Annotated in this window: 19 protein-coding genes and 1 pseudogene; 11 read left to right on the forward strand and 9 right to left on the reverse strand. The window is 63.7% G+C overall.

Annotation, left to right across the window (positions count from 1 at the left end; translation table 11 throughout):
- Positions 1-151 precede the first annotated feature (151 nt).
- The 3 genes from AC0QUY_RS13235 (at position 152) to AC0QUY_RS13245 (ending at position 3,950) form a co-directional block, all read left to right on the forward strand.
- Positions 152-1,735 (forward strand): amidase, encoded by a 1,584-nt coding sequence (locus AC0QUY_RS13235; RefSeq protein ID WP_475387153.1) that lies wholly within the window; start codon positions 152-154, stop codon positions 1,733-1,735.
- Positions 1,736-1,944: 209 nt separating this feature from the next.
- The gene (htpX, locus tag AC0QUY_RS13240; RefSeq protein ID WP_161852933.1) at positions 1,945-2,886 is read left to right on the forward strand and encodes a zinc metalloprotease HtpX; all 942 of its coding nucleotides are present in this window, start codon (positions 1,945-1,947) and stop codon (positions 2,884-2,886) included.
- A 176-nt stretch (positions 2,887-3,062) separates the two neighbouring features.
- Positions 3,063-3,950, forward strand: coding sequence for a LysR family transcriptional regulator (locus AC0QUY_RS13245; protein ID WP_475387154.1), 888 nt, complete (start codon positions 3,063-3,065; stop codon positions 3,948-3,950).
- Between the two features lie 62 nt (positions 3,951-4,012).
- Here the strand turns inward: AC0QUY_RS13245 and AC0QUY_RS13250 are convergent, their stop codons facing one another.
- On the reverse strand, positions 4,013-5,431 hold the full coding sequence (locus AC0QUY_RS13250; protein WP_475387155.1) for an FAD-binding protein: 1,419 nt from the start codon (positions 5,429-5,431) through the stop codon (positions 4,013-4,015).
- 392 nt (positions 5,432-5,823) lie between these two features.
- Positions 5,824-6,603, reverse strand: a complete 780-nt coding sequence (locus tag AC0QUY_RS13255; protein ID WP_475387156.1) for an SDR family NAD(P)-dependent oxidoreductase — start codon at positions 6,601-6,603, stop codon at positions 5,824-5,826.
- 161 nt (positions 6,604-6,764) lie between these two features.
- Between AC0QUY_RS13255 and AC0QUY_RS13260 the strand changes: the two genes are divergently transcribed.
- From AC0QUY_RS13260 to AC0QUY_RS13270, 3 genes are read left to right on the forward strand one after another with little or no spacing between them, the layout of a single operon-like run.
- Positions 6,765-7,556 (forward strand): enoyl-CoA hydratase/isomerase, encoded by a 792-nt coding sequence (locus AC0QUY_RS13260; RefSeq protein ID WP_475387157.1) that lies wholly within the window; start codon positions 6,765-6,767, stop codon positions 7,554-7,556.
- Entirely contained in the window at positions 7,553-8,539 is a 987-nt protein-coding gene (locus AC0QUY_RS13265; RefSeq protein ID WP_475387158.1) for a phosphotransferase family protein, read from the forward strand. The genes AC0QUY_RS13260 and AC0QUY_RS13265 overlap by 4 nt, the downstream gene beginning before the upstream one ends.
- Positions 8,540-8,541: 2 nt before the next feature.
- Positions 8,542-8,913: a DUF6285 domain-containing protein gene (locus AC0QUY_RS13270; RefSeq protein WP_475387159.1), complete on the forward strand. Its 372-nt coding sequence runs from the start codon at positions 8,542-8,544 to the stop codon at positions 8,911-8,913.
- A gap of 133 nt (positions 8,914-9,046) precedes the next feature.
- Here AC0QUY_RS13270 and AC0QUY_RS13275 read toward each other — a convergent pair whose 3' ends face one another.
- A complete protein-coding gene (locus AC0QUY_RS13275; RefSeq protein ID WP_161852940.1) occupies positions 9,047-9,826 on the reverse strand; it encodes an enoyl-CoA hydratase-related protein in 780 nt (259 codons plus the stop codon).
- A 222-nt stretch (positions 9,827-10,048) separates the two neighbouring features.
- Between AC0QUY_RS13275 and AC0QUY_RS13280 the strand changes: the two genes are divergently transcribed.
- Both AC0QUY_RS13280 and AC0QUY_RS13285 read left to right on the forward strand, forming a co-directional pair.
- A complete protein-coding gene (locus AC0QUY_RS13280) occupies positions 10,049-11,323 on the forward strand; it encodes an acyl-CoA dehydrogenase family protein (protein ID WP_475387160.1) in 1,275 nt (424 codons plus the stop codon).
- Between the two features lie 10 nt (positions 11,324-11,333).
- On the forward strand, positions 11,334-11,804 hold the full coding sequence (locus AC0QUY_RS13285) for a GFA family protein (RefSeq protein WP_161852942.1): 471 nt from the start codon (positions 11,334-11,336) through the stop codon (positions 11,802-11,804).
- Between the two features lie 108 nt (positions 11,805-11,912).
- Here the strand turns inward: AC0QUY_RS13285 and AC0QUY_RS13290 are convergent.
- A pseudogene (locus AC0QUY_RS13290) lies at positions 11,913-13,493 on the reverse strand (fatty acid--CoA ligase).
- 162 nt (positions 13,494-13,655) lie between these two features.
- On the reverse strand, positions 13,656-14,528 hold the full coding sequence (locus AC0QUY_RS13295) for an SDR family oxidoreductase (RefSeq protein ID WP_161852944.1): 873 nt from the start codon (positions 14,526-14,528) through the stop codon (positions 13,656-13,658).
- Between the two features lie 100 nt (positions 14,529-14,628).
- Here AC0QUY_RS13295 and AC0QUY_RS13300 point away from each other — a divergent pair, with 100 nt between their 5' ends.
- The 3 genes from AC0QUY_RS13300 to ppc all read left to right on the forward strand — a co-directional run bounded on the left by AC0QUY_RS13300 (position 14,629) and on the right by ppc (position 20,252).
- Positions 14,629-15,444 (forward strand): crotonase/enoyl-CoA hydratase family protein, encoded by an 816-nt coding sequence (locus AC0QUY_RS13300; protein WP_475387161.1) that lies wholly within the window; start codon positions 14,629-14,631, stop codon positions 15,442-15,444.
- Between the two features lie 126 nt (positions 15,445-15,570).
- Positions 15,571-17,115, forward strand: a complete 1,545-nt coding sequence (locus AC0QUY_RS13305; RefSeq protein ID WP_475387162.1) for an acyl-CoA synthetase — start codon at positions 15,571-15,573, stop codon at positions 17,113-17,115.
- Between the two features lie 344 nt (positions 17,116-17,459).
- A complete protein-coding gene (gene ppc / locus AC0QUY_RS13310) occupies positions 17,460-20,252 on the forward strand; it encodes a phosphoenolpyruvate carboxylase (RefSeq protein ID WP_475387163.1) in 2,793 nt (930 codons plus the stop codon).
- 141 nt (positions 20,253-20,393) lie between these two features.
- Here the strand turns inward: ppc and AC0QUY_RS13315 are convergent, their stop codons facing one another.
- The 4 genes from AC0QUY_RS13315 to AC0QUY_RS13330 form a co-directional block, all read right to left on the reverse strand.
- Positions 20,394-21,329, reverse strand: coding sequence for an SMP-30/gluconolactonase/LRE family protein (locus AC0QUY_RS13315; protein ID WP_161856496.1), 936 nt, complete (start codon positions 21,327-21,329; stop codon positions 20,394-20,396).
- 596 nt (positions 21,330-21,925) lie between these two features.
- Positions 21,926-22,840: an SDR family oxidoreductase gene (locus AC0QUY_RS13320; protein WP_161852948.1), complete on the reverse strand. Its 915-nt coding sequence runs from the start codon at positions 22,838-22,840 to the stop codon at positions 21,926-21,928.
- Between the two features lie 155 nt (positions 22,841-22,995).
- Complete coding sequence (locus tag AC0QUY_RS13325; protein ID WP_475387164.1) at positions 22,996-24,135, reverse strand: thiolase C-terminal domain-containing protein; 1,140 nt, start codon at positions 24,133-24,135, stop codon at positions 22,996-22,998.
- A 5-nt stretch (positions 24,136-24,140) separates the two neighbouring features.
- Positions 24,141-24,554: a Zn-ribbon domain-containing OB-fold protein gene (locus tag AC0QUY_RS13330; protein ID WP_475387165.1), complete on the reverse strand. Its 414-nt coding sequence runs from the start codon at positions 24,552-24,554 to the stop codon at positions 24,141-24,143.
- Positions 24,555-24,623 lie beyond the last annotated feature (69 nt).

The following is a 24,623-nucleotide window of genomic DNA, read 5'->3' on the forward strand; positions in this document are numbered from 1 at the left end:
ACTCTTTCGGGCGTTGCGGCGTCCACGCGTCCAAACTCTCCCAACCATAGCGGAACGGCGGCAGGCCAACTGCCATGCGCGTTTCGGATGCTAGTCCAATCTGGCGCTAACGGAAATGGCATCGGCGCCGTCGAACGGGGGAGGACCTACCATGATCATGAACCGACGCTTCTTGCTGAGGGCAGGCGCTACCGCACTCGCGGCCATGGCCGGCCCTTCGCCGAGGCCAGCGTTCGCCCAAAAGGCAGCGGCCTCGCCCGCACCGGGACAGAGCCTGGCTTACGCCAGCGTGAGCGAGCTGCGGGCTTTGCTCGATGCGCGCAAGATTTCCGCTGTCGAGCTGCTAGAGCAGAGTGTCGTCCGCATCGAAGCGCTGGATTCCCGTATCAACGCCGTGGTGGTGCGCGACTTCCAACGCGCCCGCATAGCAGCGCGCGAGGCAGATGCGGCACTGGCGCGCGGCGAGCGTCGGCCGTTGCTCGGCATTCCCATGACCGTGAAGGAGTCTTTCAATGTCGGGGGATTGCCGACGACTTGGGGACTCCCCTCGGGCCGTGACTGGCAGGCGCCGGAAGATGCCGTCGCCGTCGCGCGGGTGAAGGCGGCGGGGGCCGTGATCCTCGGCAAGACCAATCTTGCGATCGCGCTCGGCGACTGGCAGAGCTTCAATCCTATCTACGGCACGACGAACAATCCCTGGGACATCAAGCGCACGGCCGGCGGATCGTCTGGCGGCTCGGCGGCAGCGCTGGCCGCCGGCTATGTGCCGCTGGAGCTGGGCTCCGATATCAGCGGCTCCATCCGCGCGCCGGCCCATCTGTGCGGCGTCTTCGGCCACAAGCCGACTTCCAATCTGGCCCCGCAGCGCGGCCATGCCCCGCCGCGTTCGCCGGCCCTGGCAACGGACCTGACGAGCGGCCTCGGTGTCGTTGGACCCATGGCTCGAACCGCCGCCGATCTTTCGACAGCCCTGGACCTGATCGCCGGACCGGACAATTTCGAAGCCGGTGCGTACCGTCTCGCCCTTCCACGGGCGCGCCATGACGCACTGAAGAACTTTCGTGTCCTGGTGATCGACAGTCATCCCTTGGTGCCGGTGGCTGGTGAGATCAGGGCTGCACTCGATCAGCTCGCGAACAGGCTTACGACCGCGGGCGCGAAAGTTGCGCGGTCGAGCTCGCGGCTGCCTGATCTGGCCGAGTCGGCGCGCCTGCATACCCGTATGGTGCGGAACGTTGTCGCGTTCGGCCGCCCTCCGGAATTCTTCAAGAAGATTCAGGAGGACGTCGCCGGGCTTAAACCGGATGATGATGGGCTGAAAGCGTGGCGAACACGCGCGCCGCTGCTTAGCCATCACCAATGGATGGCGGCAGAAATCACGCGCGCCCGCCTGCGTCAGCAATGGGCTGCTCTGTTCGGCGAATTCGACGTGGTTGTTTGCCCGCCGCTTTCCGTCGTTGCATTCCCGCACGATCAGAAGCCGGATCAGGAGGAGCGCACGATCGATATCGATGGCGAGGCGCACCCCTATCTGTCGCTGATCGTCTGGGGCACGCTCGCGACGCCGCCGGGACTGCCGGCGACCGTGATGCCCGTGGGCCGCTCCAGGGCAGGCCTTCCGATCGGCGTGCAGATCATCGGCCCCTTGTTCGAAGACCGGACCCCGCTCGCCTTCGCGGGGCTGCTGGAGCGCGAATTCGGAGGTTTCGTTCGGCCACCGGAGATTCAACTTTGATTTGACCTTTCCGCAGAACGATCCGGTCCCTTACCCGTGAACAGGGGAGCGGAACCGATACGGCGGATTACGCTTTGGTAAGCCGCCATGGGCCCGCCAGCCAGCGCGGCGCCTCGACGCACCCCGGTATCTTGCAGCGCCGCCAGGGGAATTCCTACCTCTGGGATGCCAGTCACGGCTTCCGCCGTGGGCGGGCTAAGGAGACGACAATGAGCTATCTGAAGACTGCCATTCTATTGGCCGGTCTCACCGGCCTCTTCATGGGCGTCGGCTATCTGATCGGCGGCGCCACCGGTGCGATGATCGCGCTCGTGATCGCGGCCGCGACCAACATATTTGCCTACTGGAATTCCGACCGCATGGTGCTGTCGATGTACGGCGCCCATGAAGTCGACCGGAATAGCGCGCCCGACCTCGTTCATCTCGTGGCCGAGCTTGCCGGCCGCGCCGGCCTGCCGATGCCGCGCGTGTTCGTGATGGACGAGGCGCAGCCCAACGCGTTCGCCACCGGCCGCAATCCGCAGAACGCGGCGGTCGCCGTCACCACGGGCCTGATGCAACAGCTCAGCCGCGAGGAGCTCGCCGGCGTGATCGCGCACGAGCTCGCGCACATCAAGAACCACGACACGCTCTTGATGACCATTACCGCGACCATCGCCGGTGCGATCTCGATGCTGGCGCAGTTCGGCATGTTCTTCGGCGGCAACCGCGACAACAATCACGGCCCCGGCATCATCGGCTCGATCGCCATGATGATCCTGGCGCCGCTCGGCGCCATGCTGGTGCAGATGGCGATCAGCCGGACCCGCGAATACGCCGCCGACGATCTCGGCGCGCGCATCTGCGGTCAGCCGATGTGGCTGGCGTCGGCCTTGAGCAAGATCGCGGGTGCCGCACATGTCGTGCCGAACCCGGAAGCCGAGCGCAATCCGGCAACCGCGCACATGTTCATCATCAACCCGCTGTCGGGGCAGGGCATGGACAATCTGTTCACGACGCACCCCTCGACCGAGAACCGCATCGCCGCGCTGCAGCAGCTCGCGGCGCAGATGGGCGCGCAGGGCGGAACGCTTTCCGTCAACGACCGCGGCAACTACCCGCGCCGCGGCCCGTGGGGCCGCACCTCCGCTTCGCGCGGTCCATGGGGCTAAGCCGATAGAGCAGAGACCCGCCGCTGTCACCAGCGGCGGGTTTTGCTGCGCCGGCAATCATCCGATGCCGATTTACTTCGCTCACCGTGCGTCGCGACTTCATGCTGATGAAACCCGGATGGAGCGATCGTGCTTGTCCCCATTGTGATACAGCATCGCAAAAGAGGGATCCCGGCATGGAACGGTTGGACGACCTCGAAACATTCGTGGCCGTGGTCGAGAAGGGCAGTCAGGCCGCCGCGGCGCGCCACCTTAGACGTCCGCTGCAATCCCTCAACCGCTCGCTGATCGCCCTGGAACGCGCCGTCGGCGTCGAGCTCATCAAGCGCACGACGCGACGATCGGAGCCGACGGAAGCCGGGCGAATGTTCTACGAGCGCATCAAGCCGGCCGTTGCCGAAATCATCGCGGCGCGGAACGAAGCTGCCAACATCCGCGGCGAGGTCTCGGGTCCGCTGAAGATCGGCGCGCCGGTGCTGTTCGCCTCGTCCTATGTCGCGCCGATCATTGGCCGCTTTCTAAAGCTCTATCCGAACGTCGAGATCGAGCTGAAGGCAGCTGACGATCAGGTCGATCTTGTTGCTGATGGCCTCGACATGGCGGTGCGGATCGGTGAGTCCGTCGATGAACAGCTGGCCGCGCGCCGGCTACAGGCGCTGCGGGTCGTGACGTGTGGTACGCCGGCCTACCTCGCGGAGCATGGCACCCCGAAACACCCAGATGAGCTCGGAAGCCATCACTGCGTGCTGCGTGCGGGCGGGGCCGACAAATGGCCGTTTCGCGTCGGCGGCAAGCTGCAAGCGGTCCGGGTTTCCGGCCGCTTTCACTCCAACAGCGCTGCGGCGATCCGCGCGGTGGCCGGCGAAGGCATCGGCCTCGCGCAACTGCCGCTCTGGCAAATCAGAGAACTCGTCGAGCAAGGCACGCTTTTGATCGTGCTGGCTGAATTCGAGACCGAAGGCATGCCGATCCAGCTTGTCTGGCCGCCGACGAAAGCACCGCTGGAGCGGATGCGGCGCTTCGCCGATTTCCTGGCGAACGGTCTCAAGACCGAATTGCTCTAGCGCATGATCCGAAAAAGTGGACACCGGTTTTTCGATAAGACCATGCGCAAACCAAAGAGCCGTTAGAAGATACCGTAGCCCGGCGTGAGCAAATTGGCAGGATCGAGGCGCTGCTTGCTCTCGCTGAATCGCGGCCAGCTCAATCCGAAATGATCCCTCCAGTCGCCGTGCGACATCGGAAAGGCGCCAACCGGATACTGCACGCCGCCGGCGCTGCGGATGCGATCGTAAAGCACGCGATTCTGCGCGACCATCCGCTGCGCCGCGGCCGCATCGTTCGACGCCGGCATGCGGATGACGTTGAACGGGAAGACGATGCTCTCGTCGGGCAGCCGAACTAGCGGCGTGCGGCACGCGCGCGTCAGCATCGGATAGCAGGTGATCCGTCCGAACGGTCCGACATCCGCATCGGTCAATCCGGCAAGGACGTCGCGCGCGATTTGTTCCGCGTTGCGGCCGTGCAGGAACGTCAGCAACCATGGTTTTGGCGTGGCCCACTGGCCCTTCGATCGGAGCAGGGCTTCGAATTTTGCAAATGCGGCGGCGTCTTCGCCATAGGTTAGGTCGGTTATCACGGCGGCGCTGCGCGTGTCCGATAGAATCTTGAGCAGAGCTGCGTCGTCCGGAGGACGGTCCTCGTTGTAGTAGACGGCCGCGTCAAGCTGGTATCGCCAGCCGCCGGCGCCGTCGGGAAGGATTGCTCCCTGCAACTGGTCGAAGCGTTCTTCCGCCAAGACGCGCCGCTGGTCGGCCATGAGCTCGGTCAGGCCAGGATAGAACAGTTGAAAGCGGCGCACGCGCTCCGGTGCACGCTGCAGGCGCAGGGTCGCGCGCGTGATGATGCCGCACTGGCCGAGCCCCGCCCGAACGGCGTCAAAAGCATTCGGGTTCGATGTCGCCGAACAGGTCAGTTCCTGTCCGTCTCCGGTGACCACGTCGAGTTCGAGAACGTTGTCGGTTTGCATGCCATGCCGGGAGGAGGCACCGCCGATCCCGCCGACCGCCAATGTGCCGCCGACCGACAGGCCGAGATAGTTGGTCAGCACCGGCGGCGTCAGGCCTTGCGCGAGCGTGGCGTCGAGCACGCTTTTCCAGGTGGCGCCGGCCTCGACCACGATGCGGTCCGGCCGCAGCTCGCGGATCGAACCGAGCCTGCGCATGTCGATCACGATGCCGTCTTCGCTCAGCGAGCGGCCGTAGATCGAATGGCCCTGACCGAGCGCCGCAACCTTCAGCCCCTCGCTTCTCGCCAGGCGCAACAGGCTGGCGACCTCCGCACTGGAAACCGGCTGCGCCACCGCGCGCGGCTCGCGATGGATCAGGCGGCCGAAATCCCCGCTTGCCTCGGTGCGAGCGCTGTCGCGCGACGGCATTTCGGCGGCGTCGGCCTGCGCGGCGTCGGTCAGGCCGTAGGTATGCGAAGTAACGGCGGCGGCGATGCCGAGGCCGGTACCCAGGAATGTGCGTCTGTCTGACGTCATCAAGCGATCCTCCATCGCGCGGCTGAAAGGCGGACTTGGCCGGACTATGGAGCGAAGCTGGCTACGATGTTTTCAGGACACAATTGCCGCCCGGCGCGATGGAGATTCCCGCAAACCGGGATAGTGCCGACTCTCTCGTCTCGTCGTTGCGAGAAAAGGCGACGAAGCAATCCGTGCATCCGTTATGCCGTGCGATAGATTGCTTCCGCCTTCGCTAAAGCTACGGCGGACAAGTCGCTGCGCTCGCAATGGCGGGGAGAGAGCGCGGGCTGCATCCTTCGAGACGCGCGTTCCGCGCTCCTCAGGATGAGGAGAGATGTTGGCCCCTCATGGTGAGGAGCGCGGCAAAGCCGCGCGTCTCGAACCATGTGGCCGCGATGCCGCCGCGTACCTCAAAACGCCGCATACCCGCCATCGATCACAAAACAATCCGCCGTATGATACGACGAAGCCTTGCTCATGAGGTACACGGCGATGCCGCCGAAATCGGTCGGTTCGCCGAAGCGGCGCACGGGAATGCGCGGCATCACGTTGGCGACGAACTTGTCGTTGGCCATGATGCCGGCGGTCATGTCGCTCTTGATCCAGCCGGGCAGGATCGCATTTGCGGTGACGCCGTGGCGCGCGAGTTCAACCGCGAGCGCGCGGCACAGCGCGTTCAGCGCCGCTTTCGTGCCGGCGTAATGCTCGTTGCGGGCGGTGCCGAACAGCGAGGCAAGGCTGGAGGTCGCGACCAGCCGGCCGAATCTGTCGCCACCTTCCGCGCGTTCGGTCATGTGACGGGCCGCAGCCTGGAACACGTGGAAGACGCCGTCGAGATTGGTCGCGAACATTTTTCGCCATTCCTCCTCGGTGCGGTCGATGAAGGCGCGGCGCCCGCCGCCGCCGATACCGGCATTGGCAAAGCAGCCGTCGACGCGGCCGAACGTGTCGAGCGTTGCCTTCATCGCGGCCTTGACGGAGGCGGGATCGGAGACGTCGCAGATCTCTGTATGAACCTTGCCGGGGCCGGCCGACATGGTCGCGGCCGCGACCTTGTTCTTGTCCGCGTTGCGGCCCCAGATCGAGACGTTGCAGCCCTGCGCGTTCAGCGCCTGCGCGATACCAAGGCCGATACCGCCATTGCCGCCGGTGATGACGGCCGTGCGGCCGGTGAGGTCAAAGATGCTCATGGGATGTTTCCAATTTGTTGGGTAGCTGACTTGCGCCCGGTGGCGGGCAGATGTTCTGGCGCAAGCATGGACAACGCCATCAGGAAAATCAAATATGGGTACGACATCATCAGGTCTTCCGCGCAGCGAAATAGCGCGTAAACACAAGTTAAGAGGAAACAATGCAATTCAAGCACGTCACGCTCGATTTCGACGGCCCGGTTGCCGTTCTCAAGCTCGACCATCAGGAGGTCATGAACGCGGTCTCGATGGACATGCTGGGCGGTCTCGGCGAGGCGCTCGATGCGATCGAGGAGAAGCGGGAGGAAGTCCGCTGCGTCGTGCTGACCGGCGCGGGGCGCGCCTTCTGCACCGGCGCCAATCTGCAGGGGCGCAACAACCAGAAGCCCGGCAAGAGCAATGCCGGACAATCGCTGGAAATCGGCTTTCATCCATTCCTGCGCCGTATTCGCCGGCTGCATTGCCCGCTCGTCACCGCCGTCAACGGTCCCGCCGCCGGCGCCGGGATGAGTTTTGCATTGATGGGCGACATGATCCTGTGCGCCCGCTCGTCCTACTTTCTACAGGCGTTCCGCCGCATCGGCCTGGTGCCGGATTGCGGCTCGACCTGGCTGCTGCCGCGGATGATCGGCAAGGCGCGTTCGGTTGAGCTGTCCTTGATGGGCGAACGGCTGCCGGCAGAGAAGGCGCTGGAATGGGGCCTCGTCAACCGCGTCTATGACGATGCGGTTTTGATGGAAGAGGCGATGAAGCTCGCGCATGAGCTCGCCAATGGTCCGACGATCGCACTGTCGCTGATCCGAAAGCTCTATTGGGACAGCCCGGAAAACTCCTTCGAGGAACAGCTCAACCTCGAGTTCGAATCGCAACGCATCGCCGGCGCGGCGGAGGATTTCAAGGAAGGCGTCACCGCTTTCCTGGAAAAGCGCCCGGCCAAGTTCAAAGGCAAATGATCGAGGCCCAACTCGGCCGCTGCGTCGCCTCCTGGTATCCGGGAGCGACCGGCGTGACCGGCGCCGCAAAACTCTCCGGCGGCGCCAGCCAGGAGACCTGGACGTTCGACATCGTTCACGCCGGCGGAACGATCGGCGCGATCCTGCGCCGCGCGCCGCCGGGATTTGGCGCGTCGCCGGGTCGCGCCGCCGGGCTCGATGCCGAGGCGACGCTGATGCAACTCGCGCATGATGCCGGCCTGCCGTCACCGAGAGTGATGCACGTGCTGAGGCCGGAAGACGAACTCGGCCGCGGCTTCATCATGCAACGCATCGAGGGCGAGACCATCGCGCGCAAGATTCTGCGCGACGAGCAATTTGCCAAAGCGCGGCCGATATTGGCGCGGCAGTTGGGCACGGTGATCGCGGGCATCCACGGCTTACCGGCGGAGAGGCTACCGAAGCTGCGCGAGATGAGTGCGACCAAGGAGATCGCCGACCTCGAGCGCGAATACCGCAGCTTCGACTGGCCGCGGCCGGTATTCGAGCTGGCGCTGCGCTGGCTGCGCGAGCGCGATCCCGGACCGTCGCAGGAGGTGACGCTGGTGCATGGCGATTTCCGCCACGGCAACCTCATCATCGGCCCCGATGGCGTTCGTGCCGTGCTGGACTGGGAGCTCGCGCATTTCGGCGACCCGATGGAGGATCTCGGCTGGATCTGCGTCAATTCCTGGCGCTTCGGCGAGATCGACAAGCCGGTCGGCGGCTTTGGCACGCGCGAGGACCTGTTCGCAGGTTATGAGGAAGCCGGCCGCAAGGTCGATGCTAGCAGAGTGATGTTCTGGGAAGTGATGGGCACGCTGCGCTGGGGCATCATGTGCTGCGGCATGATGCAGCGTTTTCGTGCGGGCCCCGACCATTCGATGGAGCGCGCCATGATCGGGCGGCGCTCGTCGGAGACGGAAATCGATTTGTTACGACTGCTGGCTCCGAGAGGAGGGTAAAGATGCAGGACGAACCCACTCCCACCGAACTGATCAAGGCGGTCGCGGACTTCCTCCGCAACGAGATCGCACCGGGGATCAAGGGCCACAACGCCTTCAAGCTCCGCGTCGGCATCAACGCGCTCGACCTCGTGACGCGGCAACTGGCGCTGGAGCAGGGGAGCGATGCGGCGGAGGCTGCGCGGCTGAAGCAGTTGCTTAGCTCGGATGGCTCGCTGTTCGAGTTGAATCGCGCGTTGTCGGACAAGATCGCAACAGGCGAAGTCGATCTGCAGACGCCGGGCCTCGCCGAACACCTCTGGCAGACGACCATGGACAAGCTCGCCGTCGACCAGCCGAACTACGCGTCGTACAAAAGGGAGTTGGGGAAATAAGTAGCTCGGATGTCACCCGGTCGTCATGCCCGGGCTTGTCCCGGGCATCCACGTCTTTGTCTACGAGAAGCAAGACGTGGATGGCCGGGACAAGCCCGGCCATGACGGAGAAGCTGTTAGGCGCAAAGAAGCCTTACCGCCCCAGCCACTTCGGCGGTCGCTTTTCGGCAAACGCCTTCGGCCCCTCGATGTAGTCCTGCGAGGCCGCCATCGCCTTCACGGCCGGATACTCCCGCTGCTCGGCGATCGCCTGTTCCAGCGATCCGTCAAGCCCGCGCTGGATGGCCTGCTTGGAAGCGCGGATCGACATCGGCGAATTCTTGCAGATCGTCTCCGCCCAGCGCTCGGCCGCCGCAAGCGCTTCACCGACGGGAACCACCTCGTTCACAAAACCGAGCTCGAGGCCCTCCTTCGCCGAGACGTGGCGGGCGGTCAGGATCATGCCCATGGCGCGCTTCAGCCCGATCTGCCGCGGCAGCCGGTGCACGCCGCCGGCGAGCGCGGCGAGGCCGACGCGGGGCTCGGGCAGGGCGAAGGTCGCATTCTCGGCGGCGATGATCAGATCGCAGGCCAGCGCGATCTCGAAACCGCCGCCCATCGCGACGCCGTTGACGGCGGCGATGATCGGCTTGTCGCAGTCGAAGCGCGAGGTGAGGCCGGCGAAGCCGCCCTTGTCCCAGCCGCGCTTACCTCCTGCCGCCTGCCATTTCAGGTCGTTGCCGGCGCAGAACGCCTTGTCGCCGGCGCCGGTAACGATCGCGACCCATTGCTCGGGATCGGCCGAGAAATCGTCGAACACCTTGTTGAGCTCAAAATGCGCGTCGATATGCAACGCATTGTACACTTCCGGCCGCGACAGCGTGATGATCGTGATCGGCCCCTTGCGCGTCACCTCTGAGAATTTCAGGTCCATGTTGGCTCCCGTTTCGATTTTCTGCGGAGAAGAATATTGGCCGCGATCATAGCGCGAGGCGCGCGCCTGAAACCATCCAATTACGCAAGGCCCCCGCGCAAGCCAAGGTCAATTCCGTTGCTTGACTTGAGGCTGGTCTTCTCAGCTAAATCGATCCCAGCAGGAGCGCCGCGTAGCGCCTAAACGCAAAAGCAATAAACGACATTTCCGGGAGAGACCGCCTTGGATTTCAACCTGCCTGCCGACCTAACCGCCTATCTCGACGAACTCGACCGCTTCATCGTCCGCGAGATCAAGCCGCTGGAAGAGGCCGACGACAACATCCGCTTCTTCGATCATCGTCGCGAATGGGCGCGTACCGATTTCGAGAACGGCGGTCTGCCGCGGCATGAATGGGAAGCGTTGCTGCGCAAGGCCAAAAATCTCGCCGACGCCGCCGGTCATCTGCGCTTCGCGATCCCGAGGCGCTACGGCGGCAAGGACGGTTCCAACCTCTGGATGGCCGTGATCCGCGAACATTTCGCTTCAAAGGGTCTCGGCCTGCACAACGATCTGCAGAATGAACATTCGATCGTCGGCAACCTGCCGCTCGTCACCATGCTCGACCGCTACGGCACCGACGAGCAGAAGGCGATGATTGAAGGCTCGATAACAGGCAAATATCGCATTACGTTCGGCCTCACCGAGCCCGACCATGGTTCCGACGCGACGCATATGGAAACCAAGGCGGTGCAGTCGACCCGCGACAACGTCATGGGCTGGATCATCAACGGCCAGAAGATGTGGACCACAGGCATGCATGTCGCCACCCATTGCGCGCTGTTTGCGCGGACGTCAGGCAATGACGGCGATGCCCGCGGCATCACCTGTTTTCTGGTGCCGGCGAAGAGCGAGGGCGTGAAGGTCGAGGAATACATGTGGACCTTCAACATGCCGACGGATCATCCGCGCGTCAGCTTCACCGATGTGTTCGTGCCTGACGATGCGCTGTTCGGCGAAATCGGGCGCGGCCTGTCGCTCGCGCAATGTTTTGTGCACGAGAACCGCATCCGGCAGGCGGCGAGTTCGCTGGGCGCGGCGGTCTACTGCATCAACGAAAGCGTCAAATACGCGCGTGAGCGAAAGCCGTTTGGCAAGGCGCTGGCCGAGAACCAGGCGATCCAGTGGCCGTTGGTAGAGCTTGCGACACAGGCGGAAATGCTGCGGCTATTGATCCGCAAGACCGCCTGGGAGATGGACCAGCTCACCCAGGCCCAGGTCGAGCACACGCTGTCCGATCGGGTGTCGATGTGCAACTACTGGGCAAACCGCCTGTGCTGCGAAGCCGCCGACCGCGCGATGCAGGTGCATGGCGGCATGGGCTATTCGCGCCACAAGCCGTTCGAGCACATCTACCGGCACCACCGCCGCTACCGCATCACCGAAGGCAGCGAGGAAATCCAGAAGCGGAAGGTGGCGGGATTCCTGTTCGGATATATGGGGGCGGGGAAGCATTAGGAGCAAAGCCATGGAGGGTGGATGCGCCTGCGGACATATCCGCTATCGCCTGACCGGCAGGCCGCTGATCGTCAACGCCTGCCATTGCACCTGGTGCCAGCGCGAGACCGGCACCGTGCATGCGCTCAACGCGGTGTACGAGTTTGACCGGGTTGAGCACCTCAAGGCCGAGCCTGAGATCATCGATACGCCCTCGGCCAGCGGCAAGGGCCAGCGCATCGCGCGCTGTCCAATTTGCAAGGTCGCCATCTGGAGCAACTATCCCGGGGCGGGGCCGGCGATGCGCTTCGTGCGCGTCGGCACGTTGGACGACCCGTCGCAATGCCCGCCGGACGTGCACATCTTCACGTCCACCAAGCAGCCCTGGTTGACGTTGCCGCCGAACGCCAAGGTGTTCGCCGAGTTCTACGATATCAACGAGGTCTGGTCGGAAGAAGCCAAGACGCGCCGCCGCGCGCTGCGCGAGCGGATGAAGAAATAGCCATTGCTGCTATCACCGTCATTGCGAGGAGCGAAGCGACGAAGCAATCCATGGTGCCGCGAGAGGATAGATGGATTGCTTCGCTTCGCTCGCAATGACGACAGCGGCCTAATTCACCTGTCGGTCCTTGCCCGCCCAATACGGCTCGCGCAGATTCCGCCGTAAAATCTTCCCCGACGGATTGCGCGGCAGCGCCTCCATGAAGTCGACCGACTTCGGCGTCTTGAAGCCGGCGATGCGCTCGCGGGTAAAATTGATGATGTCGGTGGCGCTCGCCTGCTTGCCGGGCTTCATCACCACGACCGCCTTCACTGCTTCGCCCCATTAGTCGTCGGGGATGCCGATCACGGCGGCTTCGGCGACGTCAGGATGATCGCAGATCGCACTCTCGACTTCGGCCGGATAGATGTTCTCGCCGCCGGAGATGATCATGTCCTTGATGCGGTCATGGATATAGAGGTAGCCGTCCTCGTCCATGTAGCCGGCGTCGCCGGTGCGCAGCCAACCGTCGCTGCCGAGCGTTCTGGCGGTCGCCTCCGGCAGGTTCCAGTAGCCCGCCATATTGGAGCCGGAGCGGGTGGCGATCTCGCCGACCTGGCGCGGCGGCAGCCGGTTGCCGTCGGGATCGAGGATCGCGATTTCGATGCCGGGCAGCGCCTTGCCGGCCGAGCGCATGCGCTCCAGCCCCTCGACATGGTCTTCGGGCGGGAGGGCGACAATGGTGCCTGTTGTCTCGGTCATGCCGTAGAGCTGCACGAAGCCGCACTTGAACACCTCGATGCACTCCTTCAGCAGCGCGGCGGGAATCGGGGAAGCGCCATAGAGCATGTATTTCAGGCGGGAGAAATCGACCTGCCGCGCCCGCGGCTGCCGCACCACGAACTGCATCGCGGCCGGCACCATGAACAGTTTGGTGACGCCGGACTGCTCGAGGAAGTCCAACACCTTGGTCGGATCGAATTCGCGCGCAATCACGCTCTTGGCGCCGTGATAGAGACCAATCACGCCCCAGCCGGAGCCGCCGATATGGAACACCGGCATCGCCACCAGCGAGACGTCATCCGTCGTCCACTTGTTCCATTCAGGCTTCTCGGCCTCGCTGCCGGCGGTCGCGAGGTTGAGGAAGTTGGCATGCGACAGCATCGCGCCCTTGGGCTTGCCTGTGGTGCCCGAGGTATAGAGCTGGATCGCAATGTCCTTCGGACTGATCGGCACCTTCGGGTCGTCGGCGCTGGCGGCATCGCGCCAGGCGATAAAATCCTGCCATTCCGGCGCGCCGCCCTCGGTCGTGATGATGGTGCGGACATCGGGCAATTGCGGCTTGATGCTGCGAACCTGGGTGATGAACTCTGGTCCCACGAACAGCACCGGCGCCTTGCAGTCGCCGACGATGAAGGCGACCTCGGGACCGGCGAGGCGCCAGTTGACCGGCGCCATCACCACCGTGGCCTTCATCGCGCCCATCAGCAGCTCGAAATAGAAGTCGCTGTTCTTGCCGAGATAGGCGATCCGCTCGCCCGGCTTGACACCCATCGCCATCAGCGCGTTGGCAACGCGGTTGGTCCTGACGTCGAATTCGGAGAAGGTGGTCTGGCGTCCCTCGAATTCGTAAGCCAGCGCGTTCCCGTAGATCCTGGCGCGGTCGCGCACCATGTCGGCGAGATTCGCCGGTTGCTGCGAAGCGGACATGACTCTCCCATAGGCATTATTATTGTTCACCTGCGGGATGATATTGGTCCGGAGCGTTACACGCAATCATCCGTCATTGCGAGCGAAGCGAAGCAATCCATAGCGCTGCGGAGGAAGCATGGATTGCTTCGTCGCTACGCTCCTCGCAATGACGCGGACAGATCATCCCCGCGCCGCGCGGTCCTTCTCGTTCTGCGCCTTGATCGAGTCGCGCGCCTTGTTCCAGTCGTCGTCGCTCCAGTCGCGCAACTGATAGAAATTGCCGCCCATGGCGAGCGCCTGCGCCCCGTCCATGGCGATGGTCTCGCCGTTGATCCAGTCGCAGCCGCCGGAGATCAGGAACACGGCAAGGTTCTGCAGTTCCTCCATGGTGCCGACGCGACCCATCGGGTTCTGCGCCCTGGTGCGCGCGCCGGCCTCGTCGCCGGGCTTGATGCGCTTGCTCATGCCCTCGGTCGGGATTTCGCCGGGCGCAATGGTGTTGAGGCGGATGCCGTGTTTGCCCCATTCGACCGCAAGCGACATCGTCATGGCGTGGATCGCCGACTTGCTCATCGCCGACGGCACCACGTAAGGAGAGCCATTGCGCACCCAGGTCACCGTGATCGATACCACGTTGCCGCGCAGCTTTTCGGCGATCCAGCGCCGTCCGACAGCGTGCGTCACATAGAACGTGCCGTGCATCACGATATTGGCGACCGCATCGAAGCCGCGCGGCGAGAGCTCTTCCGAGCGCGAAATGAAATTGCCGGCGGCGTTGTTGATGAGATCGGTGAGGGGCCCCGAGGTCCAGATCTGTTCGATCATCTCGTCGACGGCCATCGCATTGCGGATGTCGACGCCGTGGCTGACCACGCGCCCGCCATGCAGGTCCATCAATTCGGTCGCGGTCTCGTCGCACACGATCTTGCGGCGGCCGCAGATGTGAACCTCGGCTCCCAGTTGCAGAAACCGTGCGGCCATGGACTTGCCGAGGCCGGTGCCGCCTCCAGTCACGAGAATGCGTCGCCCGGCGAGAAGCTGATCATTGAACATCGTTTCCACCCACGGGATTGTCTGTTAATTGGTCGATTGACTAAAACCGGACAATTCCGTTCTGTAAAGCCGCAACAGCGGCATCAGCGAGGAGATTTTCATGGAGCAACGCGTCTCGATCTCGATTTCGGACGGCATCGCCGACGTCCGGCTGGTGCGGGCCGACAAGATGAATGCGCTCGATGCCGCGATGTTCGAGGCGCTAGTGGCTGCGACCGAGCGGCTGGCCCATGAAAAAGGCGTCCGGGCGGTAGTATTGTCGGGGGAGGGGCGGGCATTCTGCGCCGGTCTCGATATGGGGCGCTTCCAGGCCATGAAGGAAAACGGCGGTAACGGGATCGCCGGTGGCGAGAAGCGCGACCTGACTGCACGTACCCATGGTGTCGCGAACTTTCCGCAGCAGGCGGTCTGGGGCTGGCGCCAGCTTCCGGTGCCTGTCATCGCCGCTATCCAGGGCGTTGCGATCGGCGGCGGATTCCAGCTCGCGCTCGGCGCCGACATGCGCTTCCTCACGCCTGATGCGCGGATGTCGATCATGGAAATCAAATGGGGCCTGGTGCCCGACATGGCCGGCACGCCGATCCTCGCCAGCCTCGTCCGCGACGATATTTTGCGCGAGCTCACCTATACCGGGCGCATCTTCTCGGCGCAGGAAGCCATGAGCTACGGTCTCGCAACGCGGATCTGCGACGATCCCCGCGCGGCGGCCTTCGAAGTCGCGCGCGAAATCGCCGGCAAGAGTCCCGACGCGATCCGCGCCGCCAAGCGCATGCTGAACAAGCTGTCCGTCGATCCGGCCCCGGCGCTGTTGGCCGAATCCGTCGAGCAGCAGAAGTTGCTCGGCAGTCCCAACCAGACCGAGGCGGTTCGCGCCAATATGGAAAAGCGCGCGCCGCGGTTTGCGGAGGCGGGATAGTTTAATCCGTCATTCCGGGATGGTGCGTTAGCACCAGACCCGGAATCTCGAGATTCCGGGTTCGATGCTGCGCATCGCCCCGGAATGACGTCGACACAAAACCCGGCAGCAGATCGGAAAGAGACAATGTCAGCCTCACCACCCTTCCTCGGCATCATCAGCGGCCCGCGCCGCCGCGACCATGCGGAAGTCGCCGAGCGCGCCGATCGTATCGCCAGCGGATTGCAACAGCTCGGCGTCAAGCAGGGCGACAGCGTCGCCATGCTGATGCGCAACGACATCGCCTTCATCGAGGCGGCCTATGCCGCGATGCGGCTGGGTGCCTATGGCGTTCCCGTCAACTGGCACTTCAAGCCGGAAGAGATCAACTATGTGCTGAAGGATTCCGGCACCGCGGTGCTGATCGCGCATGCCGACATGCTGCATCAGTTGCGCGAGGCGATCCCGGCAGGGGTCTCCGCGCTCAGCGTGCCGACGCCGCCGGAGATTATTGCCAATTACAAGATCGATCCGGACGACCTCACCACGCCCTATTTCGCGATCGATTTCGAATCCTGGCTGAAGCAGCACCCGCGCTATGACGGACCGGCGGTGCCGCAGCCGCAGAACATGATCTACACTTCGGGCACCACGGGCCATCCCAAGGGTGTTCGTCGTTTCGCGCCGACGCCGGAGCAGACCGCCAACGCCGAGCGCATGCGCAGCCTGATCTATGGCCTGAAGCCAGGCGCCCGCGCGCTGCTGCCGGGGCCGCTCTACCATTCCGCGCCGAATTCGTTCGGCCTGCGTGCCGGCCGGCTCGGTGGTGCGTTGGTGATCATGCCGCGCTTCGACGCGGAAGAATTCCTGCGTGTGATCGAAACCGAGAAGATCGACACCATCTTCATGGTGCCGACCATGTTCATCCGGCTCATGAAGCTGCCGGACGAGGTGCGCAAGAAGTACGACATGTCGTCGCTGCGCCACATCATCCATGCGGCCGCGCCCTGTCCGGCCGACGTCAAGCGCGCGATGATCGAGTGGTGGGGCCCGGTCATCTATGAATTCTACGGCTCGACCGAGTCGGGCGCCGTCACCTTTGCCACCTCAGAAGACGCGCTGAAGAAGCCCGGCACCGTCGGCAAGATTTCGCCCGGCGCGGAGTTGCGCTTCATCGGCGACGACGGCAGGGAATTGCCGCAGGGCGAGATCGGCGAAATCTATTCGCGCATATCAGGCAATCCTGATTTCACCTACCACAACAAGCCGGAAAAACGCGCCGAGATCGATCGCGAAGGGTTCATCACCTCGGGCGACGTCGGTTACATCGATGCGGACGGCTACGTCTTTATCTGCGACCGCAAGCGCGACATGGTGATCTCGGGCGGAGTCAACATCTATCCGGCCGAGATCGAGGCGGCGCTGCATGCGATTCCCGGCGTGCATGATTGCGCGGTGTTCGGCATTCCCGACACGGAATTCGGCGAGGCGCTGATGGCGGTGGTGGAGCCGCAACCGGGCGTGACGCTCGACCTCGCTTCCATCCGCGGCCAGCTCAAGGTCTCGTTGGCCGACTACAAGGTGCCGAAGCACATCGAGATCCAGTCCAACCTGCCGCGCGAGGATTCCGGCAAGATCTTCAAGCGCCGCCTGCGCGATCCCTATTGGGAGCGGGCGGGGCGGAGGATTTAGCTAGGCGTAACGCGTTGAATCAAAATTTGCTCATTCGCGTCCTGACGGGCAAGGGAGCGACCGAGATTGGCCCGAACAACTGCATGTCGATGGATTGGAATGGCCGGCGTGCGGCCAAGCCATCCCTGGCGTGGGCCAATGGTGTTTGGTACGTCCGGCCATTGTGACCGCACGGGACTGCTGACCCTTTCCGGTTACCGTCAGCGGCGCGGTCCCGTCGCCCCGCGCCGAACAGGCACTGCGCCGGCACACGCCGAGTGTGCGCCGCCTCCATCTTTATCTTGCACCGCGGCAAAAAAATTGCACACTCGGGACAGCCGGGCTGTTCCTGAGGTGGCGAGCCAATGTCTTCCCAGACCATGCCTTCCGAGATCGAGATCCGGCTTAACCGCAGCGATGAAACGCTGGCGATGGAGGAAGATGCGCGGCTGCGGACCGATATCCGCCTGCTCGGGCGGATTCTCGGCGATACCGTTCGTGATCAGGAGGGCGCCGACGTGTTCGACCTGGTCGAGCGCATCCGGCAGACCTCGATCCGGTTCCACCGCGACGAGGACAGGCTGGCGCGGCGGGAACTCGAGACCATCCTCGACAGCATGTCGACCGCCGACACCGTGCGGATCGTTCGCGCCTTCAGCTATTTCTCGCATCTCGCCAACATCGCCGAGGACCAGAACAACATCCGTCAGATGCGCGGTCGAGGCCCCGGCGGACCGCGGCCGAGCCTGCTGACGCAGACGTTGGCCCACGCAAAGACGGCTGGCTTCAGCGCCGTCGACCTGCGCCGCTTCTTCAGGGATGCCCAGGTCAGCCCGGTGCTGACCGCGCACCCAACCGAAGTTCGCCGCAAGAGCACGATCGACCGCGAGATGGAAATCGCCGGATTGCTCGACCGGCGCGAGCGCGTCCAGCTCACGCCGGAGGAGGCCGAGGCCTGCGACGAGCAGTTGCGCCGTGCCGTGCTGACGCTGTGGCAAACCAACCTGCTGCGCCGGACCAAGCTGACCGTCCTCGACGAAGTCTCAAACGGTCTCTCCTTCTACGACTACACCTTCCTGCACGAGGTGCCGCGGCTGCATTGCGCGCTGGAGGATCGGCTCAACCGGGAAGAGGGCGGCACACCGGGCGATCTGGCGTCGTTCCTGACCATGGGAAGCTGGATCGGCGGCGATCGTGACGGCAACCCGTTCGTCACCGCCGATGTCATGCGCGGTACGCTGCGGCTGCAGTCGAGCCGGGTGATGAGCTTCTATTTGGAGGAGTTGCACGTCCTCGGCTCGGAACTGTCGCTGGCGGCGCATCTTGCCGATGTCTCCGAAGAATTGCGCGCCCTCGCCGGGCGCTCGCCCGACTCCTCGCCGCATCGAAGCGGCGAACCGTACCGCCTCGCGGTATCCGGAATTTATGCGCGGTTGACCGCGACGGCGCTGAAGCTTGAGATCGAGACGACAAGACGACCGGTCGGCGAGGGCGCACCGTATGAGAGCGTGCGGGAATTCAAGGCCGATCTCGATGTACTCGATCGTTCGCTGATCGCGAATAATTCGGGCGTGATCGCGCGCGGTCGTTTGCGCCTGCTGCGCCGGGCGGTGGATTGTTTTGGCTTCCACCTCGCGCGGCTCGACATCAGGCAGAACTCCGCGGTGCATGAGCGCACGGTAGCGGAACTGTTCGATGCGGCGATATCAGGCATGTCCTATCTGGACCTGAACGAGGAAGCCCGCGTCAGCCTGCTGTTGAGCGAGCTGCGCAGCGCAAGGCCGCTCAGCTCGGCCTTCGTCAGGTATAGCGACGAAACGCTCAGCGAACTCGCGGTGTTCCGTGCCGCCGCAGAGGCCCATGCCCATTTCGGCCCCGACGTGATCCACCAATGCATCATCTCGATGTGCAAGGGCATGTCCGACATGCTGGAGGTGGCGGTGCTGTTGAAGGAGGTCGGGCTTATCAATCCGTCGGGCCGCAGCGCCATCAACATCGTGCCGCTGTTCGAGACCATCGAGGACCTGCAGGCCTCATCCGGCATCATGGACCGGATGCTGTCCCTTCACGATTATCGCAGGCTGGTGGACAGCCGCGGAGCCATCCAGGAAGTGATGCTCGGTTATTCCGACAGCAACAAGGATGGCGGCTTCGTCACCTCGGGTTGGGAGCTCTACAAGGCCGAGATTGGCCTCGTCGACGTGTTCGAACGCCACGGCGTGCGGCTGCGGCTGTTCCACGGCCGCGGCGGCTCGGTCGGCCGTGGCGGCGGGCCAAGCTATGACGCCATCATCGCGCAGCCCGGCGGCGCCGTGAACGGACAGATCCGCATCACCGAGCAGGGCGAGATTATCTCCAGCAAATATTCCAATCCGGAGGTCGGACGCAGCAATCTGGAAATACTCGCTGCCGCGACGCTGGAAGCGAGCCTGCTGCACCCCCGGCAGAGCGCGCCGCGCGAGGAATATCTGACGGCGATGGAGGAGCTGTCGGCACTGGCCTTCAAGGCCTATCGCGGGCTGGTCTATGAGACCGAAGGCTTTGCCGATTATTTCTGGGGCTCCACCGTCATAACCGAAATCTCGACGCTCAACATCGGCAGCCGCCCGGCATCGCGCAAGAAGACCCGCGAGATCGAGGACCTCCGCGCCATTCCCTGGGTGTTCAGCTGGGCGCAATGCCGGCTGATGCTGCCGGGCTGGTACGGTTTCGGCTCGGCGGTCGAAACCTGGATCGCGGAGCATCCGGAGCAGGGCATGCCGTTCCTGCAGGAGCTCTACCGCGAATGGCCGTTCTTCCGCACGCTGCTGTCGAACATGGACATGGTGCTGGCCAAGAGCTCGATCGCAATCGCCTCGCGTTATGCCGAGCTGGTGCCTGACGTGGCCCTGCGCGAGAGCATTTTTGGGCGCATCCGGCGGGAGTGGCATTCCTCGATCGAGACGCTGCTCGACATCATGGGGCACGAACGCCTGCTGCAGGGCAACCCGCTGCTGGACCGGTCGATCCGCAACCGCTTCCCCTATCTCGATCCGCTCAACCATGTGCAGGTGGAATTGTTGAAGGAGCACCGCGCGCAGAACCCGGATGAGCAGGTGCTGCGCGGGATTCAGCTCACCATCAACGGGATATCGGCGGGCTTGCGGAATAGCGGGTGAGGTGAGGGCGACGGCCTCACCCCGTCATTGCGAGCGCAGCGAAGCAATCCATCTCTCCGCACACGTGGATGGATGGATTGCTTCGTCGCTTTGCCGCAATGACGGATAGATCACGTCACTGATTTTGCGCGTGAGAGCATCTCACGGCTTCATCGCACCCTGCGCACTGGTGTAGACGGCATAGAGCGATGACGAGCCGCAGATGTAGAGCCTGTTCCGCTGCTGGCCGCCGAAGCATAGGTTGGCGACGGTTTCCGGTATGTGGATCTTGCCGAGCAGGTCGCCGTCCGCCGTGTAGCAGCGCACGCCGTCCTCATTCGGATCGCCCCAACCCACGGAGCACCAAAGGCGCCCGGCGGTGTCGCAGCGCAGTCCGTCGGTAATACTGGGCTTGGGCATGTCCGCAAAGACCTTGCTGTTCGAAAGCTTGCCGGCCGCCAGATCCACGTCGAACACGCGGATATGCGACGGGTTATCCGGCCCGTCGGTGAAGCCGGTATCGCAGATATAGAGCTTCTTCTCGTCAGGCGAGAAGCAAAGGCCGTTCGGCTGCACGAAGTCATCGACCACCATCTTGATGTCGCCGGATTTCGGATCCACCCGGTAGACGTTTTTCTTGTCCTGCTCGGGCTCGGCCTTGATGCCCTCGTAATAGCCGCCGATTCCGTAGGCTGGGTCGCAGAACCAGATCGAGCCGTCGGCCGCGACGACCGCGTCGTTCGGCGAGTTCAGTTTCTTGCCATTGTACTTGTCGGCGATGATCGTGATCGAGCCGTCGAGTTCGGTCCGCGTGACCCGTCGGCCGGAATGCTCGCAGGTGATCAGCCGTCCTTCGCGATCGATCGTGTTGCCGTTCGAGTTCATCGACGGCTGGCGATAGACGCTGAGATGGCCGTCGTCTTCCGAGAAGCGCATGATGCGGTTGTTGGGAATGTCGGAGAACAGCACGTAGCGCCCAGCTGGGAAGTAGACCGGACCTTCGGCCCAGCGGAACCCGGTCGCGACGCGCTCAACCGCCATGGTGCCGGCGAAGGCTGGAAAGCCTGATGGCCCGAACGAAACCTTCGGCTTCTTCATCGACTCCAGGCGAGAATCCGGATAGCGGGCGCCGGGAAGCGGGCCGAGCGGCAGGGGCGGCGATGCCGTGGTCGGTGCGGCGGTCTGGCCGAGCGGCGCCACCGATGCCGCGGAGGCCGTCTTCATCGTCACGGCGGAAGCGGCGAGCGCTGCCGCGCCGGTCAGTACCTTGCGACGGTCAAAACCGCCGCCTTGTTGCTGGGGATCGGAATTGGTCAGCGAGGTTGTCATGATTTCCTCCCATGTATTTTTGTTGGGAGGAAAAACATCAGCCTGCAATCCGGCATAAAGCGGGCGGGCTGAGTTGAACAATTGCAACTATTAATCCCTCGTGGTGAGGAGGCGCGTAGCGCCGTCTCGAACCATGTGGCCCCGCTGGTGCCATTCATCCTTCGAGACGGCGCTACGCGCCTCCTCAGGATGAGGTCTGGCAGGTACAGAGTGGTGGGCCCGTCATTGCGAGCCAACGGGTCGCGCGAATGCGCGCCCGATGACAGGCTCCGCGAAGCAATCCATCCCTCAGCGTGTGCGGAACTATGGATTGCTTCGTCCGCTTCGCTCCTCGCAATGACGCTGTGAGTTGCGCAGGACGCGGATCAGATCGGATCCCACGTAAAGATGTCCGCGGAGCGATCGAGGTTGGAGAACGATCCCTTCAGTGCCGGCATGCCGTGTTCGGCAATGGTCTGCGGCGTCCAACCTTCGCCGCGGTGAACCGAGCGCACCGGACGATTCTGGCTGAACAGGAAGATCTCGTTCATCCGCACGCCGAAGATCTGCCCCGTGACGTCCTTGGCGGCATCGGAGAGGAGGTGGGCGCACAGCGGCGCGATCTTCTCCGGGCCCATCTGCTTGATCTTCTCGACGCGTGCCTTCTCGGCTTCGGTCTCGGTCGGGATGGTGCCGATCATCCGGGTCCAGGCAAACGGCGAGACGCAGTTCGAGCGCACGTTGAAGCGGCCCATGTCGAGCGCGATCGACTTCGACAGGCCAACGATGCCGAGCTTGGCGGCGGCGTAGTTGGCCTGGCCGAAATTGCCGATCAGGCCCGACGTCGAGGTGAAGTGCACGAAGGAGCCAGACTCCTGTTCGCGATACAGCCTTGCCGCGGCGTGAGAGACATAGAACGAGCCCATCAGGTGGACCTTGATGACGGCCTCGAAGGCCTCCACGCTCATCTTGTGGAAGATCATGTCGCGCAAGATGCCGGCATTGTTGACGACGCCGTCGAGCCGACCGAAATGATCGGTCGCGGTCTTCACGATCTTGCTGGCAGGGATCGCTTCCGCGACCGACTCGAAATTGGCGACCGCCGTGCCGCCGCGCTTCTTGATCTCCTCGACCACTTCCTCGGCGGGAGCAGCATTCGAACCGGCGCCGTCGGCCGCGCCGCCGGGATCGTTGACCACGACCTTGGCGCCTTCGGCCGCGCAGAGCAGCGCGATCTCGCGCCCGATGCCGCGGCCTGCGCCGGTGACGATGATGACTTTGTCTTGCAGTGATTTTGCCATTGGAGGTCTCCTGTTCTGTTTTCGCAGGCCGATGCAGAACTCCACTCGTCATGCGCGGGCTTGACCCGCGCATCCATCCTTCTTCAGAAGGAGATGGATTGCCGGGTCAAGCCCGGCAATGACGGATTGAGTGCTGGGCTCGTGCCAGCCATTTCCTAGCGTTCGTTCGTAAAGATGATCGTGCCACTCGCCGCGAACATGCCGCCGACACCGTGGCAAACCGAAATCTTCGCGTCCTTGACCTGCGCAGGCGCGATGCCGCGCATTTGCCGCACGCTTTCCTGCAGCGCGTACATGCCGTACATGCCGGAGTGCATATAGCTCAAGCCGCCGCCATTGGTGTTGAGCGGCAGCTTGCCGCCGGGGCGGGTGTTGCCGTCGGCGATGAATTGGCCGGTCTCTTCATGCGGCATGAAGCCGAGATCGCCGAGGCCGTAAAGCGGCAGATGCGCAAAGGCGTCGTAGATCATCAGATGATCGACGTCCTTGTGGGTGATGCCGGCCTCCTTGAACGCGGTGGGGCCCGCCACTTTAAAGGCGCGCGAGGAGTTGAACGTCTCCATCTGGCTGACCATCGGCGTTTCCACACTCTCGCCGGTGCCTAGGATATAGACCGGTTTTTTCGGAAAGTCCTTGGCGCGGTCGGCGGAGGTGAGGATCAGCGCGCCGCCGCCGTCGGTGACGAGGCAGCACTGCAGCAGGCGGAACGGGTAGGCAATCATCCGCGAGTTCAGCACGTCGGCGACCGTGATCGGGTCCTTCATCATCGCGCGCGGATTCTTCGCGGCCCATTCACGCTGTGCCACGGCGACCATGGCGATCTGCTCGTGGGTGATGCCGTAGGTCTTCATGTAGCGCAGCACGGGAATCGGGAACATGCTGGGTGGCCCGTAGACGCCGAACGGCGCCTCGAACTGGCCCTGCAGGCTGTCGGCCGGGATCGAGCGCGGCAATTTGCCGATCATCGATTTGCCGCTCTCGGCGTGCGTGATCAGCACGGTCTTGCAGAGCCCGGCCTCGATCGCTGCCGCAGCATGGCGGACGTGCAGCATGAACGAGCAGCCGCCGACCGAGGTGCCGTCGACCCAGGTCGGCGTGATACCGACGTAATGGGCGATCTGCTGCGGGGTTTCCACGGCGGTAGCGATGCCATCGATGTCGGACAGTTTCAGCCCAGCGTCGGCAATGGCGTTGAGCGCCGCATCCGCATGGAGCTGGATCTGCGACACGTTGGGGATGACGCCGAGTTCGGTGGTTTCGGCTGCGCCGACGACGGCGACCTGGTTTCTACGCATGATGCTTAGCCCTTCGCCGGACGGAACAGGGGAAGGATGATCTTGTCGTCGAGTTTTTCGAACGCGACTTCGAGCTTCATGTCGAGCTCCAGCGCCTCCGGCGTCTGCGGGCAGTCGATGATGTTGCTCATCATGCGCGGGCCTTCGTCGAGTTCGACAACGGCGATGGCGTAAGGCGGCGTGAAGCCGGGCGCGGCCGGACGGTGGTTGATGACGTAACTATAGAGCTTGCCCTTGCCAGTGGCCTTGAAGACGGAAACCTTGCGCGAGGCGCAGGAGGGACAGAACGGACGCGGCGGAAAATAGACATTGGCGCAGGCATCGCAACGCTGCAGGCGCAATTCGCCGGCCTGCGTTCCATCCCAGAAGTGCTGCGTTTCAGGCGTGGGTTTTGGTTTAGCGCGCGCGGGCTCCGCCATCTCGGCTATTCTCCTTGGGGATGCGGACCAAGCCGCTCGTTGCGAACTTGATGCGCCATTGACCGTTCC

This window comes from Bradyrhizobium sp. WYCCWR15520 (assembly GCF_056174665.1).

Coding starts and splice junctions, on each gene's coding strand:
- AC0QUY_RS13235 (WP_475387153.1), top strand. CDS start 152: ATGATCATGAACCGACGCTTCTTGCTGAGGGCAGGCGCTACCGCACTC.
- htpX (WP_161852933.1), top strand. CDS start 1,945: ATGAGCTATCTGAAGACTGCCATTCTATTGGCCGGTCTCACCGGCCTC.
- AC0QUY_RS13245 (WP_475387154.1), top strand. CDS start 3,063: ATGGAACGGTTGGACGACCTCGAAACATTCGTGGCCGTGGTCGAGAAG.
- AC0QUY_RS13250 (WP_475387155.1), bottom strand. CDS start 5,431: ATGACGTCAGACAGACGCACATTCCTGGGTACCGGCCTCGGCATCGCC.
- AC0QUY_RS13255 (WP_475387156.1), bottom strand. CDS start 6,603: ATGAGCATCTTTGACCTCACCGGCCGCACGGCCGTCATCACCGGCGGC.
- AC0QUY_RS13260 (WP_475387157.1), top strand. CDS start 6,765: ATGCAATTCAAGCACGTCACGCTCGATTTCGACGGCCCGGTTGCCGTT.
- AC0QUY_RS13265 (WP_475387158.1), top strand. CDS start 7,553: ATGATCGAGGCCCAACTCGGCCGCTGCGTCGCCTCCTGGTATCCGGGA.
- AC0QUY_RS13270 (WP_475387159.1), top strand. CDS start 8,542: ATGCAGGACGAACCCACTCCCACCGAACTGATCAAGGCGGTCGCGGAC.
- AC0QUY_RS13275 (WP_161852940.1), bottom strand. CDS start 9,826: ATGGACCTGAAATTCTCAGAGGTGACGCGCAAGGGGCCGATCACGATC.
- AC0QUY_RS13285 (WP_161852942.1), top strand. CDS start 11,334: ATGGAGGGTGGATGCGCCTGCGGACATATCCGCTATCGCCTGACCGGC.
- AC0QUY_RS13295 (WP_161852944.1), bottom strand. CDS start 14,528: ATGTTCAATGATCAGCTTCTCGCCGGGCGACGCATTCTCGTGACTGGA.
- AC0QUY_RS13300 (WP_475387161.1), top strand. CDS start 14,629: ATGGAGCAACGCGTCTCGATCTCGATTTCGGACGGCATCGCCGACGTC.
- AC0QUY_RS13305 (WP_475387162.1), top strand. CDS start 15,571: ATGTCAGCCTCACCACCCTTCCTCGGCATCATCAGCGGCCCGCGCCGC.
- ppc (WP_475387163.1), top strand. CDS start 17,460: ATGTCTTCCCAGACCATGCCTTCCGAGATCGAGATCCGGCTTAACCGC.
- AC0QUY_RS13315 (WP_161856496.1), bottom strand. CDS start 21,329: ATGAAGAAGCCGAAGGTTTCGTTCGGGCCATCAGGCTTTCCAGCCTTC.
- AC0QUY_RS13320 (WP_161852948.1), bottom strand. CDS start 22,840: ATGGCAAAATCACTGCAAGACAAAGTCATCATCGTCACCGGCGCAGGC.
- AC0QUY_RS13325 (WP_475387164.1), bottom strand. CDS start 24,135: ATGCGTAGAAACCAGGTCGCCGTCGTCGGCGCAGCCGAAACCACCGAA.
- AC0QUY_RS13330 (WP_475387165.1), bottom strand. CDS start 24,554: ATGGCGGAGCCCGCGCGCGCTAAACCAAAACCCACGCCTGAAACGCAG.